General features: G+C 63.5%; 12 protein-coding genes and 1 pseudogene. 12 read left to right on the forward strand and 1 reads right to left on the reverse strand.

Annotated features, from left to right (window positions below; translation table 11 throughout):
- Positions 1-67 precede the first annotated feature (67 nt).
- Together AC1DJW_RS13215 and AC1DJW_RS13220 are read left to right on the forward strand one after the other, a co-directional pair.
- Positions 68-694, forward strand: coding sequence for a cyclodeaminase/cyclohydrolase family protein (locus tag AC1DJW_RS13215; RefSeq protein WP_390280531.1), 627 nt, complete (start codon positions 68-70; stop codon positions 692-694).
- On the forward strand, positions 691-1566 hold the full coding sequence (locus AC1DJW_RS13220) for a bifunctional 5,10-methylenetetrahydrofolate dehydrogenase/5,10-methenyltetrahydrofolate cyclohydrolase (protein WP_476901614.1): 876 nt from the start codon (positions 691-693) through the stop codon (positions 1564-1566). The genes AC1DJW_RS13215 and AC1DJW_RS13220 overlap by 4 nt, the downstream gene beginning before the upstream one ends.
- Before the next feature lie 66 nt (positions 1567-1632).
- On the opposite strand, the gene AC1DJW_RS13225 is transcribed toward AC1DJW_RS13220, so the two are convergent.
- On the reverse strand, positions 1633-2298 hold the full coding sequence (locus tag AC1DJW_RS13225) for a GntR family transcriptional regulator (RefSeq protein ID WP_476901624.1): 666 nt from the start codon (positions 2296-2298) through the stop codon (positions 1633-1635).
- Between the two features lie 189 nt (positions 2299-2487).
- Here AC1DJW_RS13225 and AC1DJW_RS13230 point away from each other — a divergent pair, with 189 nt between their 5' ends.
- The 10 genes and pseudogenes from AC1DJW_RS13230 to AC1DJW_RS13275 all read left to right on the forward strand — a co-directional run.
- A complete protein-coding gene (locus AC1DJW_RS13230; protein ID WP_476901615.1) occupies positions 2488-4827 on the forward strand; it encodes an FdhF/YdeP family oxidoreductase in 2340 nt (779 codons plus the stop codon).
- Positions 4820-5424: pseudogene (gene folE, locus AC1DJW_RS13235) on the forward strand (GTP cyclohydrolase I FolE). Before AC1DJW_RS13230 ends, folE begins: the two are co-directional and overlap by 8 nt.
- Positions 5425-5695: 271 nt before the next feature.
- Entirely contained in the window at positions 5696-6913 is a 1218-nt protein-coding gene (fdhA, locus tag AC1DJW_RS13240; protein WP_476901616.1) for a formaldehyde dehydrogenase, glutathione-independent, read from the forward strand.
- Positions 6914-7101: 188 nt separating this feature from the next.
- Entirely contained in the window at positions 7102-8361 is a 1260-nt protein-coding gene (locus AC1DJW_RS13245; protein WP_476901625.1) for a molybdopterin molybdotransferase MoeA, read from the forward strand.
- Positions 8362-8427: 66 nt separating this feature from the next.
- Positions 8428-9231, forward strand: a complete 804-nt coding sequence (locus AC1DJW_RS13250; protein WP_284753068.1) for an IclR family transcriptional regulator — start codon at positions 8428-8430, stop codon at positions 9229-9231.
- Positions 9232-9423: 192 nt separating this feature from the next.
- Positions 9424-10521, forward strand: a complete 1098-nt coding sequence (locus AC1DJW_RS13255) for a quaternary amine ABC transporter ATP-binding protein (protein ID WP_476901617.1) — start codon at positions 9424-9426, stop codon at positions 10519-10521.
- On the forward strand, positions 10518-12605 hold the full coding sequence (locus AC1DJW_RS13260) for an ABC transporter permease (protein WP_476901618.1): 2088 nt from the start codon (positions 10518-10520) through the stop codon (positions 12603-12605). Before AC1DJW_RS13255 ends, AC1DJW_RS13260 begins: the two co-directional genes overlap by 4 nt.
- A 10-nt stretch (positions 12606-12615) precedes the next feature.
- The gene (locus AC1DJW_RS13265) at positions 12616-13596 is read left to right on the forward strand and encodes an ABC transporter substrate-binding protein (protein WP_476901619.1); all 981 of its coding nucleotides are present in this window, start codon (positions 12616-12618) and stop codon (positions 13594-13596) included.
- Between the two features lie 331 nt (positions 13597-13927).
- Positions 13928-15430, forward strand: a complete 1503-nt coding sequence (locus AC1DJW_RS13270) for an MFS transporter (protein ID WP_476901620.1) — start codon at positions 13928-13930, stop codon at positions 15428-15430.
- A 395-nt stretch (positions 15431-15825) separates the two neighbouring features.
- Positions 15826-16315, forward strand: a 490-nt coding sequence (locus tag AC1DJW_RS13275) for a radical SAM protein (RefSeq protein WP_476901621.1), incomplete at its 3' end; no start/stop codon positions are given.

A 16315-nucleotide genomic window follows, 5' to 3' on the forward strand; every position in this document is an offset into this window, starting at 1 on the left:
CCCCTCGACTCTTCTACCGCCCCAGCTCTCCAAGCCCAGCCTCGGAAGACCCAGCCCAGGAAGACCCATGATCAGTTCAGAAACAATCAACAATTACCTCACCAGGCTCGCATCACGGCAACCCACCCCCGGCGGAGGCGCAGCCGCTGCGCTTCACGCCGCCCAAGGGGCCGCCCTCGTTGCAATGGTCGCCAGGTACACCACGGGCGCCAAATACGAGCAACACGCCGCACTGGTCTCAAGGATCATCGCGGCCGCCGACGAACTTGTGGACGAAGCCCTGCGACTTGCGGACGCCGACGAACTAGCGTTCCAGGCTGTCATTGATTCCTACAAGCTGCCCTCCGGGACCGAGGCCCTCAACGAAGCGCGGTCCGCAGCAATCCAGGATGCCCTCGTTCACGCTGCACGGACCCCGGCACAGCTGATCAAGGTCTCAGGAGCCGTCGTCGAACTGGCCACGGAACTGTTCGACGCGGCAAACGCCAACGTGATCAGCGACATCGCAGCCGCCGCGGACGCTGCCCGCGCGGCCGCCACCACGGCGCGCGTCAACATCGACATCAACATTGTGGCCATCGAGGACGGCGCGACCCGTGCCCGGCTTGCCGAGCAGACCGACGGGATCGAAGAGAAGGTCGTCCTTGCGGCAGACTCGCTCGCGAAGCGCGTGCGCGAAAGGATCCTCGGTTGAACGCCACCCTGCTTTCCGGCAAGCCATTGGCCGCGCTCATCCAGCAAAGGGCCCGGGATGAGGCACGGAACCTCGAAAATGACGGAGTGCGCCCGGTCCTCGCGGTGGTCGTGGCAACAGACGACGAGTCCACGCATTGGTACGTCCGCTCCATTGAGCGCGCGGCCGAACGCGCGGGAATCGGCTGCCGGATTCTCGACCTCGGCCACGACGCCACAGAGCAAGTCCTGGCCAGCGTCCTGAAACACCTCAGCGCGGAACCGTCCGTCAACGGAATCATCTTGCAGGCGCCCCTGCCCGCCGGGGTCAGGACCGATGCCCTGGTCAGCCACATCGCACCGGAGAAGGACATCGACGGCGCGAACCCGCTCAGCCTCGGCCTGCTGGCCGTGGGGCAACCCGCCTTCGCACCTGCTACGGCCCGGGCCGTCGTCGAGATCCTCGACCACTACGACATCCCGGTGCCGGGCCGGAACGTCGTCGTCATCGGCCGTTCCGCCGTCGTGGGCAAACCGTTATCACTGCTCCTGCTGGAACGCGACGCCGCGATCACCGTCTGTCATTCCAAGTCGGGTCCGCTCGAGAGATACACGCAGACTGCCGACATCGTCGTGGTCGCGGCCGGGCGGACCGGCCTGCTCACCGGCGCCCACGTTTCCTCCGAGTCGGTAGTGATCGACGTCGGCACGAACGTCCTGCCCGACGGATCCCTCGTGGGAGACGTGGACGAAGCCAGCGTGCTGGGCGTCGCCGCAGCACTGACGCCCGTTCCCGGCGGCGTCGGCACCGTCACCACATCGCTGCTGCTCCTGCACACAGCCGAGGCCGCAAGGGAACAGTTCCGCTCGTTGATCGCCGGACCTGTCGGCTGACACAAGGGCAAAACCATGCCCGCCCCGAGGGCAACGGGTGCCGGGCATCCGGGACACTCAGTTTTGCTAGAGGACCGCCCGGATCAGGTTCTCGAAGTCGGTAACGTGCTTGGCGGTCAGGTCTGCGGCCGCTTCTGCCTCGCCATCGGCAATGCGTTCAAGCAGCTCCACGTGCTGGGCGATGTGTTCGGAAACCGGGGGGAGCTTCTCCAGCACGAGACTCCAGATACGGGTCGCCAGGTTGTCGCAGCGAATCAGGACATCCTCGAGATGCCGGCTGCCAGTCGCCCGGTAGATGCTGCGGTGCACTCTCATGTCCAAGCGCATGAGGTCCCGCTGTGCCAGATGGCCGGCCAAGAGCTGCCGAACCTCCCGGGCAAGCTCCCTTAGCTCCTGCCGCGTCCGGTCCGAAGCCATTCGAGCGGCACGTGCAGATGCCGCAGGCTCCAAAAGCTGACGAATCTCTGAGATTTCAGCAAGGTCCGTAATATCCACGCCCGCGGCAAAGGTTCCCCTGCGTGGATAGGCAACCACTAGGTGGTCGCCCTCCAGCCTCTTCATGGCTTCCCGGATAGGCGTTCTTCCAACACCAAGCCGACGCGAGATCAAATCATCATTCAAGGGCTCCCCAGGCTTGATATCAAGAACGATGAGCTCATCACACAGCACCCGGTACGCATACTCGGCATAGGACTCGTCATCCTGCCTCGCAGGCAGCTCCGACTCCCCCATGACCGATAACTTGCCGCTGCTCTCCACGTCTGATCCTTCCCGTTCGGTGACGGCGCCTTGACTCACCGGCCCCGTGAACATATTATCCCTACAACTGATATATCAAGACCAGAGGGATAAGAATGTCACGAACTTCCTCCTCCTCACCGCCAGACCTCTCTATCCGGCCAAGATCTGAAGGTAAAGCCCATGGCCTCAAAAGCCCCCCGTGAAAATATCGACGAGTCAAAGCTGACTGTCACCAAACCCAAATCAAAGGCCGTGGGCCTCCCTGCCGTCACCAACGCGCTGAAAATCTCCCTCGAGCAGATGGGCCCCCTGCGCAGCGTCCAAACTTTGCTGGCGGTCAACCAGGTGGACGGGTTCGACTGCATGGGCTGCGCCTGGCCGGAACACGACAAACGCCATACAGCCGAGTTCTGCGAGAACGGTGCCAAGGCCGTCGCGGAAGAAGCCACACGCCGCCGCGTCACGCCGGAGTTCTTCGCATCGCATTCCATAGCTGAACTGAAGACGCGGGACGACTACTGGCTGGGCCAGCAGGGGCGGCTGACGCACCCCATGCTCCTGGACGAGGGCGCAACGCACTACAGGCCCGTGGATTGGGACGATGCCTTGGAGCTCATCGCACAGGAGATCAGGGACATGGACAACCCGGACCAGGCGGTGTTTTACACCTCCGGCCGGACGTCAAACGAGGCGGCCTTCGCCTACCAGCTCCTCGTGCGCGGCGTGGGGACCAACAATCTTCCGGACTGTTCCAACATGTGCCACGAGTCCTCCGGTTCGGCACTCGTCGAGACCATCGGCATCGGCAAGGGCTCAGTGAGCCTCAAAGACGTGGAAACGGCGTCGCTGATTTTCGTGGCGGGCCAAAATCCAGGCACGAACCACCCGCGCATGCTCAGCTCACTGGAGAAGGCCAAGAAAAACGGTGCGGTTATCGTGTCCGTGAATCCACTTCCTGAAGCCGGACTGCTCAGATTCGAAAACCCGCAGAACCCCGTTGGCATGCTGGTTGGCACCGAACTGACCGACGACTTCCTGCAGATCAGGGCCGGGGGCGATCAGGCGCTTTTCCAGGGACTGGGCAAATACCTGCTGGAGGCCGAAGGTGCTGGAAGGACCAGCCCGGGCCTGCAAACCGTACTCGACCATGACTTCATCAACAATCACACCGTCGGCCTCGATGCCTACCTGAAGCAACTGGAAGATGTTGCGTGGGAGGACATCCTCGAAGCGACCGGGCTGACGATGGACCAGATCAGGACTACCGGTGAGCGCCTGCTGGCGTCTAAGGCGACCATTGTCTGCTGGGCCATGGGCCTGACACAGCACAAGCATTCCGTGCCCACGCTCCGCGACGTCGTCAATGTCCTCCTTCTCCAGGGCAACATCGGCAAGCCCGGGGCCGGAGTCTGCCCCGTCCGCGGACATTCCAATGTCCAGGGTGACCGCACCATGGGCATCTTCGAGCAAATGCCGGAGAAATTCCACGACAGGCTGGACCACGAGTTCCAGTTCCTCTCCCCCCGGGCCCATGGCTACGACACCGTCGCGGCCATCCGTGCGATGCGGGACGGCAAGGTCCGGGTTTTCGTCGGGATGGGCGGCAATTTTGTGCGGGCGGCCCCGGATTCTGAAACCACGGAGCAATCCCTGGCCAACACCCGTCTTACGGTCCAGATCTCCACAAAATTGAATCATTCCCACCTGGCGACGGGGCGGCGCGCCCTGATCCTTCCCACGCTCGGACGCACCGAGAGGGACACGCAGAGGACAGGTGACCAAAGAGTAACAGTGGAGGATTCCATGAGTGCCGTCCATGCCTCCCGTGGACGGCTCAAGCCCGCGAGCGAGCACTTGATGTCAGAAGTGGCGATCGTCTGCAACCTGGCCCATCGGCTCTTCACGGACCGCGACGGCCACCTCCTGCCCAACGCGCCCAAGGCCGCTTGGCTCGCACTCAGGGACGACTATTCGCTGATCAGGAAACACATCGAAGCGGTACTCGACGGCTTCGAAAATTTTGAGGAGAAGATCCAGAACCCGGGAGGCTTCGTCCTCCCCCACCGGCCCCGGGATGCGAGGGAATTCGACACCGCTTCCGGCAAGGCCCACTTTACGGCGAACGACTTGGAGTACCTCCGCGTCCCGGAGGGCCGCCTCATCCTCCAGACGTTGCGCTCCCACGACCAATACAACACCACCATCTACGGCAAGGACGACCGCTACCGTGGCATTCACGGCGGTCGCCGGGTGGTCCTCGTGAACGAATCAGATGTGGCCGAACTGGGTTTTGAGAACGGCGACATGGTTCACCTGGTATCCGAATTCCGGGGCACCGAGCGACGGGCCGAGAATTTCCGCATCGTCTGCTATTCGACGCCAAAGGGCTGCGCCGCAGCCTACTACCCGGAGACCAACGTCCTCGTGCCGCTGGACTCGGTAGCCGACGTGAGCGGAACCCCGACGTCAAAGTCAGTCCTTGTCCGCCTCGAGCCGGCAAGCGCAGGCAGCTATGAGTGACAGCCGGACCGCGGTTGCGGTGTCCTCCCCGGGGGTTGACCGTCCGCGGGTGGAGCGGGCCGTCCGGGAATTCCTCCTGGCCGTTGGCGAAGACCCGGACAGGCCCGGCCTGGTTGAGACCCCCGCGCGCGCGTCGCCCGCGCTGCGGCGGAAATGTACGGCGGCCTCCACGAAGACCCCCTCGCCGTGCTGGACAAGACGTTTGACCTTGGCCATGAAGAACTCGTCATCGTCAAGGACATACCCTTTTACTCGACCTGCGAGCATCATCTGGTCCCGTTCCACGGCGTAGCCCACGTCGGATACATCCCCTCCCCGGATGGATTCGTCACGGGGCTGAGCAAACTCGCCCGGCTGGTGGACACCTTCGCTCGAAGGCCCCAAGTTCAGGAGCGGCTCACGACGCAGGTGGTTGATGCCCTGGTCACTTCGCTTCGGCCCCTCGGTGCGATCGTCGTCGTCGAGTGTGAACACCTGTGCATGTCCATGCGGGGCGTCAGAAAACCAGGGTCAAAGACCATCACCTCCGCGGTGCGGGGCGAGCTCCGGCTGCCAGCCGCCCGCGCAGAAGCACTCAGCCTGATACTCGGCCGCTGAAAAACCTCTGGACATGACCCGTTCGGCTCACGTAACATATTTCTGATATATCTTTAAGAGAAGATCGACATATCAGCGTGGTTGCCTCTCTCATCCCCTGAACCGGTCTTGGGGAATCGCGTTTCCCGTAAGCGGTGCTTCGGTGGCCTGAATGCCTGGGGAGGTGAGCGCCGGAGCACCGCTTACGGGCAACGGGCAACCGTTGGCAACGGTTTCAGCGAACGTCCAACCACTGAATCAAAACACCATGAAATGGCCCTTAGGAGTGTCCATGTCAGGAAACAGAGCAGTCGCATACAAGGAACCTGGCGTAGTCGAGATCATTGACACCGACTACCCGACGTTCGAGCTCAAGGACGGCCCCGGCGTCAACCCCGCCAATGTCGGCCGGAAGGTGCCCCACGGAGCGATCCTGCGCACCGTGACCACAAACATCTGCGGCTCCGACCAGCACATGGTGCGCGGCCGCACCACCGCACCGCGGGACCTGGTCCTCGGTCATGAGATCACCGGCGAAGTGGTGGAAGTTGGCCCGGATGTGGAATTCATCAAGGTGGGCGACATCGTATCGGTGCCTTTCAACATCTCCTGTGGCCGCTGCCGGAACTGCAAGGAACGCAAGACCGGCATCTGCCTGAACGTCAACCCGGACCGGCCAGGCAGCGCCTACGGCTACGTCGACATGGGCGGATGGGTCGGAGGGCAGGCCGATTATGTTCTGGTGCCTTATGCGGACTGGAACTTGCTGAAGTTCCCGGACCGGGACCAGGCCTTGGAGAAGATCATGGACTTGACCATGCTCTCGGACATTTTCCCCACCGGCTTCCACGGAGCAGTCACGGCCGGGGTCGGCGTCGGCTCTACCGTCTATATTGCTGGCGCGGGTCCGGTCGGCCTGGCGGCCGCCGCCGGCGCGCAACTGCTCGGCGCAGCAGTGGTCATTGTCGGTGACATCAACGAAAACCGCCTTGTCCAGGCCAGGTCATTCGGTTGCGAAACCGTCAATGTCTCCAAGGGCGACCCCAAGGACCAAATCGAGCAGATCCTCGGCGTGCCCGAAGTGGACTGCGGCGTGGACGCCGTCGGCTTCGAAGCCCGCGGACACGGCAAGGACGCCTCGCACGAAGCGCCGGCCACTGTGTTGAATTCCCTCATGGAAATCACGGCCGCCGGAGGCGCCTTGGGCATCCCTGGCCTGTACGTCACCGGCGATCCAGGTGGAATCGACGACGCTGCCCAGCACGGTTCCCTCTCGCTCTCCCTAGGCACCGGATGGGCCAAATCCCTGTCCTTCACCACAGGCCAGTGCCCCGTGATGAAGTACAACCGGCAACTGATGATGGCGATCCTGCACGACAAAGTCCAGATCGCCAAAGCCGTCAACGCCAAGGCCATCGCGTTGGAGGACGCTCCCCGCGGGTATGCCGAGTTCGATGCGGGAGCCGCAACGAAGTACGTGCTGAACCCCAACGGTTACGTCAAGGCCTAGCCGCCACGATTTAGGGGCCGGACCTAATCTGGCCCGCTCCCCGGGAACGGCGTTAAGGCCCAAGAAGGTGCCTTATCGCCGTTCCCGGGGAACAGCATCCCATTCGGAAAGCCTTCAGATAGGGGCACGGCTTGCCTGCTCACGATTTAGCCGATCGCGGCGGTCAACCGCGTCGGCCTTCGGGTCCACTGGCTGCTCGAAAGTCCGCGACGAGCTGGTCAGAGGCCCGCCGACTGGCATTCGATTGTGCCTCCCCCATCCCGGCGATGCCCGTGCCCCTGGCGGAAACCATCGGACGCACGCTTGCGCGAGCCGTCACAACGAGTCAAGACCTACCGCACTACGCATCCTCGGCCATGGACGGCTGGGCCGTCAGTGGCAGCGGACCCTGGACCTTGGTCAAACCGGGTCAACCTCTGGCACCGCACCATGCCAGCCCTATAGCCACCGGCGGACTGGTGCCTGTCGGTACCGACGCCGTATTACGCCGCGAAAGTGGCCGGACAAGCGATGACATAGCGGGTGTGCCCACGCTGACCCTCGGCCCCGAAGCAAGGCCCGGCGAACCGCGAAGCGAACAGCATATCCGCCAAGCAGGCGAGGAAGCCGCTGCAGGCGAAGTGCTGATCCCCGCAGGCACCGTACTCAATCCCGCCCATATCGCCCTTGCCGCGATCGCCGGCCACGACGAGCTACACGTCTTTGGCAAGCCACGAGTCGCGATCCTTTTGACGGGCTCGGAAGTGGTCACCTCCGGGACGCCCGCGCCGGGACAGGTCAGGGACGCATTCGGCCCGCAGTTGGGCACGGTCCTTGCAATGCTGGGAGGCGACCCGGTGGGACAGCGAAGAATCGGGGACTCATATCAGGAGTGGCTCGCCGCCCTCAGCGATACGGGCACCCGCCCGGCGGAGCGGCCCGACGTCGTGATCACCACAGGCGGAACCGGCCGTTCCGGAACGGACCACTTCCGCAACGCCATGGCCGCGCTAGGCGGGAGGCTGCTGCTGGACGGCGTCGCCATGCGTCCCGGACATCCCGCGGTACTGGCCGAACTGCCGGACGGGCGCTTCGTCGTCGGACTGCCTGGAAACCCGCTGGCCGCCATGATGGCACTGATTACCATTGGTGCGCCCCTGATCGCGGCATTAGGACACCGTCCGCTTTCGAACCTCAGCCTGGTAGCGTCCGGTACCGCGATTGGCGCCGATCCGGGCCGCACCCGCCTTATGCCCTTCCGCTTTGACAACGGGCTGGCCTCCCCTGCCCATCACACTGGCCCGGGAATGATGAGGGGACTCGCCTGGGCCGATGGTGTCCTGGCTGTGCCTCCTCACGGCGCCCAGCCAGGGGACCCGGTTCCCGCCCTGCCACTCCCATGGACCCCGTCCCTGACCGCCGGCTCGGCGGGAAGCCACCTGTTCAATGCCCCTACGGTTCCGGTCTAGGATTTAGAGAAACAAGAGGGAGGTTTCAGCCTCTTGTTTCGCCGCAGAAAGACGTAGGTATGGCTCATGGCCACAATTGACTTTGACTCCGAAAAAGGCGGAAACGGGCAGCCCGGTGGTGTGCAGTCCGTTGACCGTGCCCTCCAGATCCTTGAAATCCTTTCCCGTGACGGACACGCCGGCGTGAGCGAAATCGCCGAGGAAATCGGCATCCACAAATCCTCGGTCTCTCGACTGCTGGGCTCGTTGGTGAGCAGGGAGATGGTCCATCAGAACAGCGACCGGGGAAAGTACCAGTTGGGCTTCGGCATCCTGCGGCTCGCCAGTTCGATTCCCGGCCGGCTCAGCCTGGTCCGCGAGGCCCGGCCCGTGTTGGAGAGTCTTGCGGACGAGTTCAAGGAGACCGTGAACCTCGCTGTCCTGAGATCGAACTATGCCGTTAACGTGGATCAGGCCATGGGACCGTCGTCGTTGGCCACTTATGACTGGGTGGGCGGCTTGACGCCGCTCCACGCCACCTCAAGCGGGAAGGTTTTGTTGGCTGCACTGTCCGCCGACGAACGGGACCGCATCCTGACGGAAGCGGGGTTTTATGCCAGGACTCCCCGCACTATCACCAATCGGGAAGACCTCGAGAAGCAGCTGATCGATGTGGCCCACGATGGATATGCGGAGACACGCGAGGAACTGGAGATCGGCCTGAACGCGATTGCGGTTCCGATCTACAACCACTTGGGAACCGTCATCGGAGCCGTCAGCATCTCCGGACCCGCGTTCCGGTTTGACCCGCAGAAGATCCCCGGACTTATTGACGCCCTTCGTCAGGCCGGAATCCGGATCAGCGTGCAAATGGGCTACACGCACCGATGACCCCGGGCACTGGGGCACGGGGTCATCGGTAAATGGCTGGCGGGGATATCTACCTCCAGGAATCCGACGAGGCCCCCAGCCTCCCTCCCGGTATCACCGTGGACTGTCACGCCTAGCAGCCACGCGTGACAGCCAAGCACTGCAGATGCATCATCAATAGAGGGGTAGTGATAGCGGAAAGAGCAGAACAGCATGAGCACGCACACCGCGACAGAAGAGACCCCCAGCTCCAACGCGACTGAGTCCGCGCTCAAGGTCGATGGACTATGGAAGATCTTCGGTCAGAAGTCCGATGGGATCATCGGCACCCCGGACGAGCACCTCTCGCGCAAGGAGCTCCAAATCAAGACCGGCTGCGTCGCAGCCGTCAAAAACGTCTCGTTCGAGGTGGCCCCTGGGGAGGTCTTCGTGGTCATGGGACTCTCCGGCTCCGGCAAATCGATGCTCGTACGCCTGCTCACCCGACTGATCGAGCCGACGGCAGGAAGCGTCACGATCGGCGGCGAGGACGTTATCCACGCGAGCAAGGCCCGCCTCCGGGCGATGCGCCGGACCCACATGGCGATGGTATTCCAGCAGTTCGGCCTGCTCCCGCACCGCAAGGTGATCGACAACGTCGCCTACGGCCTCGAAGTCCGCGGGGAGGGCAAGTCCCAGCGCCGCGCCCGGGCCCAGGACATGGTCGACCTCGTCGGCCTGACCGGGTACGAGAATTCGTTCCCCGACCAGCTCTCTGGCGGCATGCAGCAGCGCGTCGGCCTTGCCCGGGCACTCGCCGTGGACCCGCGGGTCCTGCTCTTCGACGAGCCGTTTTCCGCCCTTGACCCGCTTATCCGCCGCGACATGCAGAACGAGGTCCGCCGCCTGCACGAGGAGGTGGGGAAGACGATGGTCTTCATCACCCACGACCTCCAGGAGGCCCTCAAGCTCGGTGACCGCATCCTCATCATGCGCGACGGAGGGGTCGTCCAGATCGGAACCCCCGCCGACATCGTCGCCAACCCCGCTGACGACTACGTGCGCGGCTTCGTCTCGGATGTCCCCCGCTCACACGTGCTCACGCTGCGCTATGTGGTGCGGCCCCCGCGCGAGGGCGAGGCCCTCGACGGGCCTGTGATGCAGGCCGACCGCATCGTGCGCGAAGCCGCCCGGCAGGTCCTCCACTCGGAGCTGCCTGTAAGGGTTTTCGACGGCGAGGAGTTCCTCGGCATCGTCGACGACGAGGATATCCTCCGCGTCGTCGTCGCCGAGGAGCCGTCCCCGGCTTCCCACCAAGGCGGCGCCGGGTGAGCGTCGCCACAGAGCGGGCCAACCGTCGACGACGGTTAGGGGGCGCGCATCCCGACTCACCTGGAGGACGAACCCCTGCCACCCCGTCCGGAGGCCCTGCTGTCCTGGGATTCTGCCGACGTCATTGGCGCCCGGTCTCGCTCGTGGGGATTTGCGTCGTCTGGCTCGTGCTCTGGGCCACGCTCAAGGGCCTGGACACCCTCGAGTTGGGCGGCGCAGACAAGACGGACTTCCAACTCTGGCTGAACAGCGTCCGCGACGCCTTTGACAGCGCCCGCACCAACTCCTTCGTCTTCCAGCACATCGTCCAGCCGATCACGGACGGAGTCAACGGGCTTGTCACCTCTCTCCAAGGCATCTTCAGCCAGGCCTCGGACGGACGCCCGGTGCCGGAGATCGGCTGGCTCGGCGTCGTCGCGCTCCTCGCCTGGCTGGCCCTGGCGTTCGCCGGCGTGCGCTCGATGCTCCTCGTCGGCGTTTGTGTGCTGCTCTTCGGGTTCTTCGGCTACTGGGCACAAAGCATCGACACGCTCATCGTCACGTTCTTTGCAGTCGGCATCTGTACAGTCGCGGGCCTCCCGCTAGGCATTGTCATGGCCCGAAGCCGCCGAGTCTCGGCCGCGGTCTCACCTTTGCTTGACCTCATGCAGACCCTGCCGTCGTTCGCCTACCTGGCCCCGCTCGCATTGGTCTTCGGCATCGGCCCGGCCGCCGCGATTGTCACGACCATCATCTACTCGCTCCCGCCGCTCGTGCGCATCACCGAGCACGGCATCCGAGGGGTCTCACCGGCCACCCTCGAGGCTGTCACGTCCATGGGCAGCACGCCCTGGCAGGCCCTCGTGAAGGTGCAACTTCCCATGGCCCGGCGCACTATCGTGGTCGGCATCAACCAGTGCACGATGGCGGCGCTCTCGATGGCCACCATAGCCGCGCTCATCAACGGCCCGGGCCTGGGCACGCCGGTGCTCCAGGCGCTCCAGTCGCTCGACGTCGGCTCGGCGTTTGTCTCCGGCCTTGCCATCGTGCTCATGGCGATCATGCTCGACCGCACCACGACGAGAGCCTCCGAACGCTCAGGCATCGAAGCCCGCATACTGCGCGGGTCCGGAATGGCTCAGGCCGGCACATTCGGGGGCCAGCAGATGCGTCGGACCGTTATCATCGCAGGCGCCGTCGTCGCCGCTGTCGCCATATATCTCTCGCACATCTATCTTGCGCTCTCGAAGTTCCCGGCTTGGCCCGACCTCGGCACCCCACTAGCGAAGGCCGTCTCTACCACCACTGACTGGACGGTCGGCACGTTCTCAGGCTTCACGGAATGGCTCAAGAACACCGTCACCGCGCTTCTCGTCGACCCACTCCAGTCGGTGCTCGCACAGTCCCCGTGGTGGGCCATGGCGCTCGTGCTGCTCGGAATCGCGTTCGTGCTCGCCGGCCGGCGGGCCGCCACAGTCACGATCGTGTGCGAAGCCGTTATCCTCGGAAGCGGGCTGTGGAATGAGAGCATGAAGACGCTCGCGACCACGCTCGTAGCCTCGTTCGTTGTGGTCCTCGTCGCCGTCTGCCTGGGCGTCTGGATGGGTCGGAGCAAGCCCGCCGACTCGGTCATCCGACCCGTGCTCGACGCCTTCCAGACCATCCCGTCCTTCGTGTACCTAGTGCCGGCCCTCGCCCTCTTCGGTCCCACACGATTCACGGCGATCGTCGCCGCGTTCGCTTACGGCGTGCCCATCGCGACGAAGCTAGTTGCCGACGGGATCCGAGGCGTATCGCCAGTTGCCGTGGAGGCCGCGGAATCGCTCGGAACAACGTCGTGGCAGATGATCGCGAAGGTCCAGCTCCCCATGGCCCGCGCGGCAGTAGTCCTCGCCGCCAACCAGGGCTTGCTCTACGTCCTGTCCATGGTCGTCGTCGGCGGACTCGTCGGCGGCGGAGGACTCGGCTATCTCGTAGTCGCCGGTTTCTCCCAGAGCCAGCTCTTCGGAAAGGGTCTTGCCGCCGGCATCGCCATCACCGCGCTCGGAGTCATGCTCGACCGCATCACGCAACACGCCACTGCCCGCTTCGGCAGCACCCGATAGAGGAAAAGCCGTGAAGAAATCACTGACGGACCCTGGCCTGAAGATTAGGAAGAGAGCGTCTGCCGCAATTGTCCTCACCGCGGTCCTCGCGCTCACGGCATGCTCCGGCGATATCCCTAGCGCAACCCCGCCAAGCGGAAAGAGTGCATGCGGCGCGTTCAACGTCGCCGTAAACCCTTGGGTCGGCTACGAGGCGGACGCCTACGTCGTAGGGACCGTGGCCAAGGAAAAGCTAGGCTGCACCGTAAATTACAAGACCCTCAAGGAAGAGGTGTCATGGCAGGGCTTCGGCAGCGGCGAGGTAGACACCGTCCTTGAGAACTGGGGCCACCCCGAGCTCGCGGACAAGTACATCAAGCAGCAAAAGACTGCGGTCGACGCCGGGCCGACCGGCAACACCGGCGTGATCGGCTGGTACGTGCCGCCATGGATGGCCAAGCAGTACCCGGACATCACGGACTCCAAGAACCTCAACAAGTACGCTGACTTGTTCAAGACCTCCGAGTCCGGAGGCCAAGGCCAACTCCTCGACGGCGACCCCTCCTTTGTCACCAACGACGCAGCCCTCGTGAAGAACCTTGGCTTCAACTTCAAGGTCGTGTACGCGGGCAGCGAACCAGCGCTCATCCAGGCCTTCCGGCAAGCCGAGCAGAACAAGACCCCGCTGATCGGCTACTTCTACGAGCCCCAGTGGTTCATGGCGGAGGTCCCGCTCGTCAAAGTCAACCTCCCTGCCCACACGCCCGGCTGCGACGCCGACGCGGCCAAGGTCGCCTGCGACTACCCCAAGTACGACCTAAACAAGATCGTATCGACCAAGTTCGCCAACTCCAGTAGCCCCGCGTATTCTCTCGTCAAGAAATTCACGTGGACGAACCAGGACCAGAACACGGTTGCCGGGTACATCGCCAAGGACAACATGAGCCCGGATGCCGCCGCCCAGAAGTGGATCGACGCGAACTCGGACAAGGTCGCCGCCTGGCTCAAGTAGGTTCGTTGTTCCCAGGGACCATCGGCCGCAGCCGAAGGACTATACGCAACAAGAATCACGATAAGCAACACATTTGCGCAACATCCTTGACAATCACTGTGATCTAACGCACTCTGTTGCTTATGGCGAATTCTGTTGTTCCATGCGGAACGATTAGGAATTGGCGCCTACCGGTATTTGCGAGTCCCTTCCCAAATGAAGGAGAGGTGCTTCATGCCCAAGGCCTGCGAGGGAAGCACTACGCCTATCCACCGACGAACCGAACCTGTCACAAGGTGCCGGCCGACGGCCACATATGAGCCAATTGCAATATTGAGCAAAAGGAACCGTTATGACCCAGAAACCGAAGCTCCTCAGACACAGGCGGCTAGAGGTGTCCGACGTCAACGTCGTCAACCAGCCGATGCTCAAGAAGGCACTCGGCGGTACGATCGTCGGCAACACCATGGAATGGTACGACGTGGGCGTTTTCGGCTACCTGATAACCACCATGGGCCCCGTCTTCCTCCCCGAAGCTGACAGGTCCGTCCAAACCTTATTCCTGCTCGGCACCTTCGCCGCAACATTCATCGCCCGCCCGCTGGGCGGTGTCATCTTCGGTTGGCTCGGCGACAAGATTGGCCGCCAGAAGGTGCTGGCGGCGACGCTCCTGCTGATGGCGGCAAGTACCTTCGCCGTCGGACTCCTTCCCGGATACGCTCAGATCGGCGTATGGGCCGCCGCCCTGTTGGTGATCCTGAAACTCGTCCAGGGCTTTTCCACCGGCGGCGAGTACGCAGGCGCCACTACCTTCGTCTGCGAATACGCCCCCGACAGGCGGCGCGGCTTCTTCGCGAGCTTCCTGGACATGGGCTCGTATCTCGGCTTCGCGTTGGGAGCTGCGATCGTGTCCGTGCTGCAACTGTCTCTGGGCCAAGCGGCCATGGAGGAATGGGGCTGGAGGCTGCCCTTCCTGATCGCCGGGCCGCTCGGTGCGATCGCCGTCTACTTCCGGAACAAGATCGAGGAATCCCCCCAGTTCCAGGCAACCCTCGACGCCCAGCAAGCACTTTCTGCAGATGCTGCCGCAGCCGACAAAGCCGTGGCCAAGGGACCCCTGCCCATCATCAAGGCTTACTGGCGCCAAATTATTCTCGCCATGATCCTTGCCGCCGCTGCCAACACCGTAGGTTATGTCTTGACGTCGTACATGCCGACGTACCTGACCGAGTCCAAAGGCTACGACCCCATCCACGGCACGCTGCTAACCATTCCCGTGATGGTGATAATGGCGGCCTGCATACCGCTGACCGGGAAACTGTCCGACCGCATCGGCCGCCGCCCCGTCCTCTGGATCGGTGCCGGAAGCACCATCGTGTTCGCCATCCCGGCATTCCTGCTGATCGGCGTCGGCAATGTCTGGTCCACGCTCGCTGGCCTTGCCCTTGTCGCCTTCCCCGTGACGTTCTATGTCGCAAACCTCGCCTCGGCGCTTCCCGCGCAGTTCCCGACGTCGGGCCGCTATAGCAGCATGGGCATTGCCTACAACTTCTCCATGGCGCTTTTCGGCGGCACAACGCCATTCATCGTCCAAGGCCTGATCGAGGCTACGCACAATGACATGGCCCCTGCCTACTACCTCATGGGCACTTCCATCATCGGTGCGATCGGCATCTACTTCCTGCGCGAATCCGCCCGGCGGCCGCTGCCCGGCTCCATGCCGAGCGTTGATACTGAGGCCGAGGCCCGCGAGCTGGTCGCTACCCAGGACAACAACCCGCTGATCGACCTGGACGGAATGCCGTTCCTGGAGGATCTGGCATTCGAAAATACGGCCAGACCTTCACTGCGATGATTCTCGAGGACTGAACTAATGCCCCGGAGCTCGGCCGACGGCGTGAGTTCTCCGACCGGCTGACCTGGCCGGACCGCACGCACGGTTCGGCCTGGTCAGCTCCGTGCCCCTGCCTGCAGCCCCCAAAAGAAAGAAACCAAATGAATGATTCTCAGTCGCAGGAAAACGTACTTCGCATCTCAGGTGCTGGCACCGATCCGATAGTCCTCAACTTCGAAGCCTCCGAATCCGTCACGGTCCGGCTGCAAATCGACGCCAAGTGCAACTGCCAAGACGAAAGTGGCGCCGCCAGCCGGCCGGGTTCGTATGCCTATAGCGATCCGGCGGGCCGAACGAAGCCAAGCAACGTTATCGATGCTCCATCGTGGCCTGGAAACATGGGTGTTTAGCTGAACATGCCCCAGCCGCGGAGCGGAAGCGATCCCGCGGGGTCGCCGATGCTGAGACGGCCGTCCGGAACTCCGGCGGGCCTGTTCGACCGTTATGGACGCCGGGCCACCGACATGCGCTTGTCCCTGACGGACAAATGCAATCTCCGATGCACGTACTGCATGCCGGCCGAGGGCCTTGAATGGTTGTCCAAACAAGCCGTCATGACCGCATCCGAGATCGTCCGGCTGGTGCGGATCGGCGTCGAACACCTCGGGGTCCGCGAACTCCGCCTCACCGGCGGCGAGCCCTTGGTCCGAGCCGACCTCGTCGACATCATCTCAGCCCTCCGCGACGCGCACCCCGAGCTGCCGATCTCCATGACCACCAACGGCGTCGGACTCGACAAAAAAGCGGCGGCGCTCAAGGAAGCCGGACTCACCCGCATCAACGTCTCCCTCGACTCCCTGCACGAAGAAACCTTCACCAAGCTCACCCGCCGCCCCTTCCTCGACA

The organism is Arthrobacter sp. 05L417 (assembly GCF_056397865.1).

Excerpts from the sequence above, each read along its gene's own strand:
- AC1DJW_RS13270 (WP_476901620.1), top strand. The coding sequence starts at position 13,928 with ATGACCCAGAAACCGAAGCTCCTCAGACACAGGCGGCTAGAGGTGTCC.
- AC1DJW_RS13255 (WP_476901617.1), top strand. The coding sequence starts at position 9,424 with ATGAGCACGCACACCGCGACAGAAGAGACCCCCAGCTCCAACGCGACT.
- fdhA (WP_476901616.1), top strand. The coding sequence starts at position 5,696 with ATGTCAGGAAACAGAGCAGTCGCATACAAGGAACCTGGCGTAGTCGAG.
- AC1DJW_RS13215 (WP_390280531.1), top strand. The coding sequence starts at position 68 with ATGATCAGTTCAGAAACAATCAACAATTACCTCACCAGGCTCGCATCA.
- AC1DJW_RS13250 (WP_284753068.1), top strand. The coding sequence starts at position 8,428 with ATGGCCACAATTGACTTTGACTCCGAAAAAGGCGGAAACGGGCAGCCC.
- AC1DJW_RS13225 (WP_476901624.1), bottom strand. The coding sequence starts at position 2,298 with ATGGGGGAGTCGGAGCTGCCTGCGAGGCAGGATGACGAGTCCTATGCC.
- AC1DJW_RS13230 (WP_476901615.1), top strand. The coding sequence starts at position 2,488 with ATGGCCTCAAAAGCCCCCCGTGAAAATATCGACGAGTCAAAGCTGACT.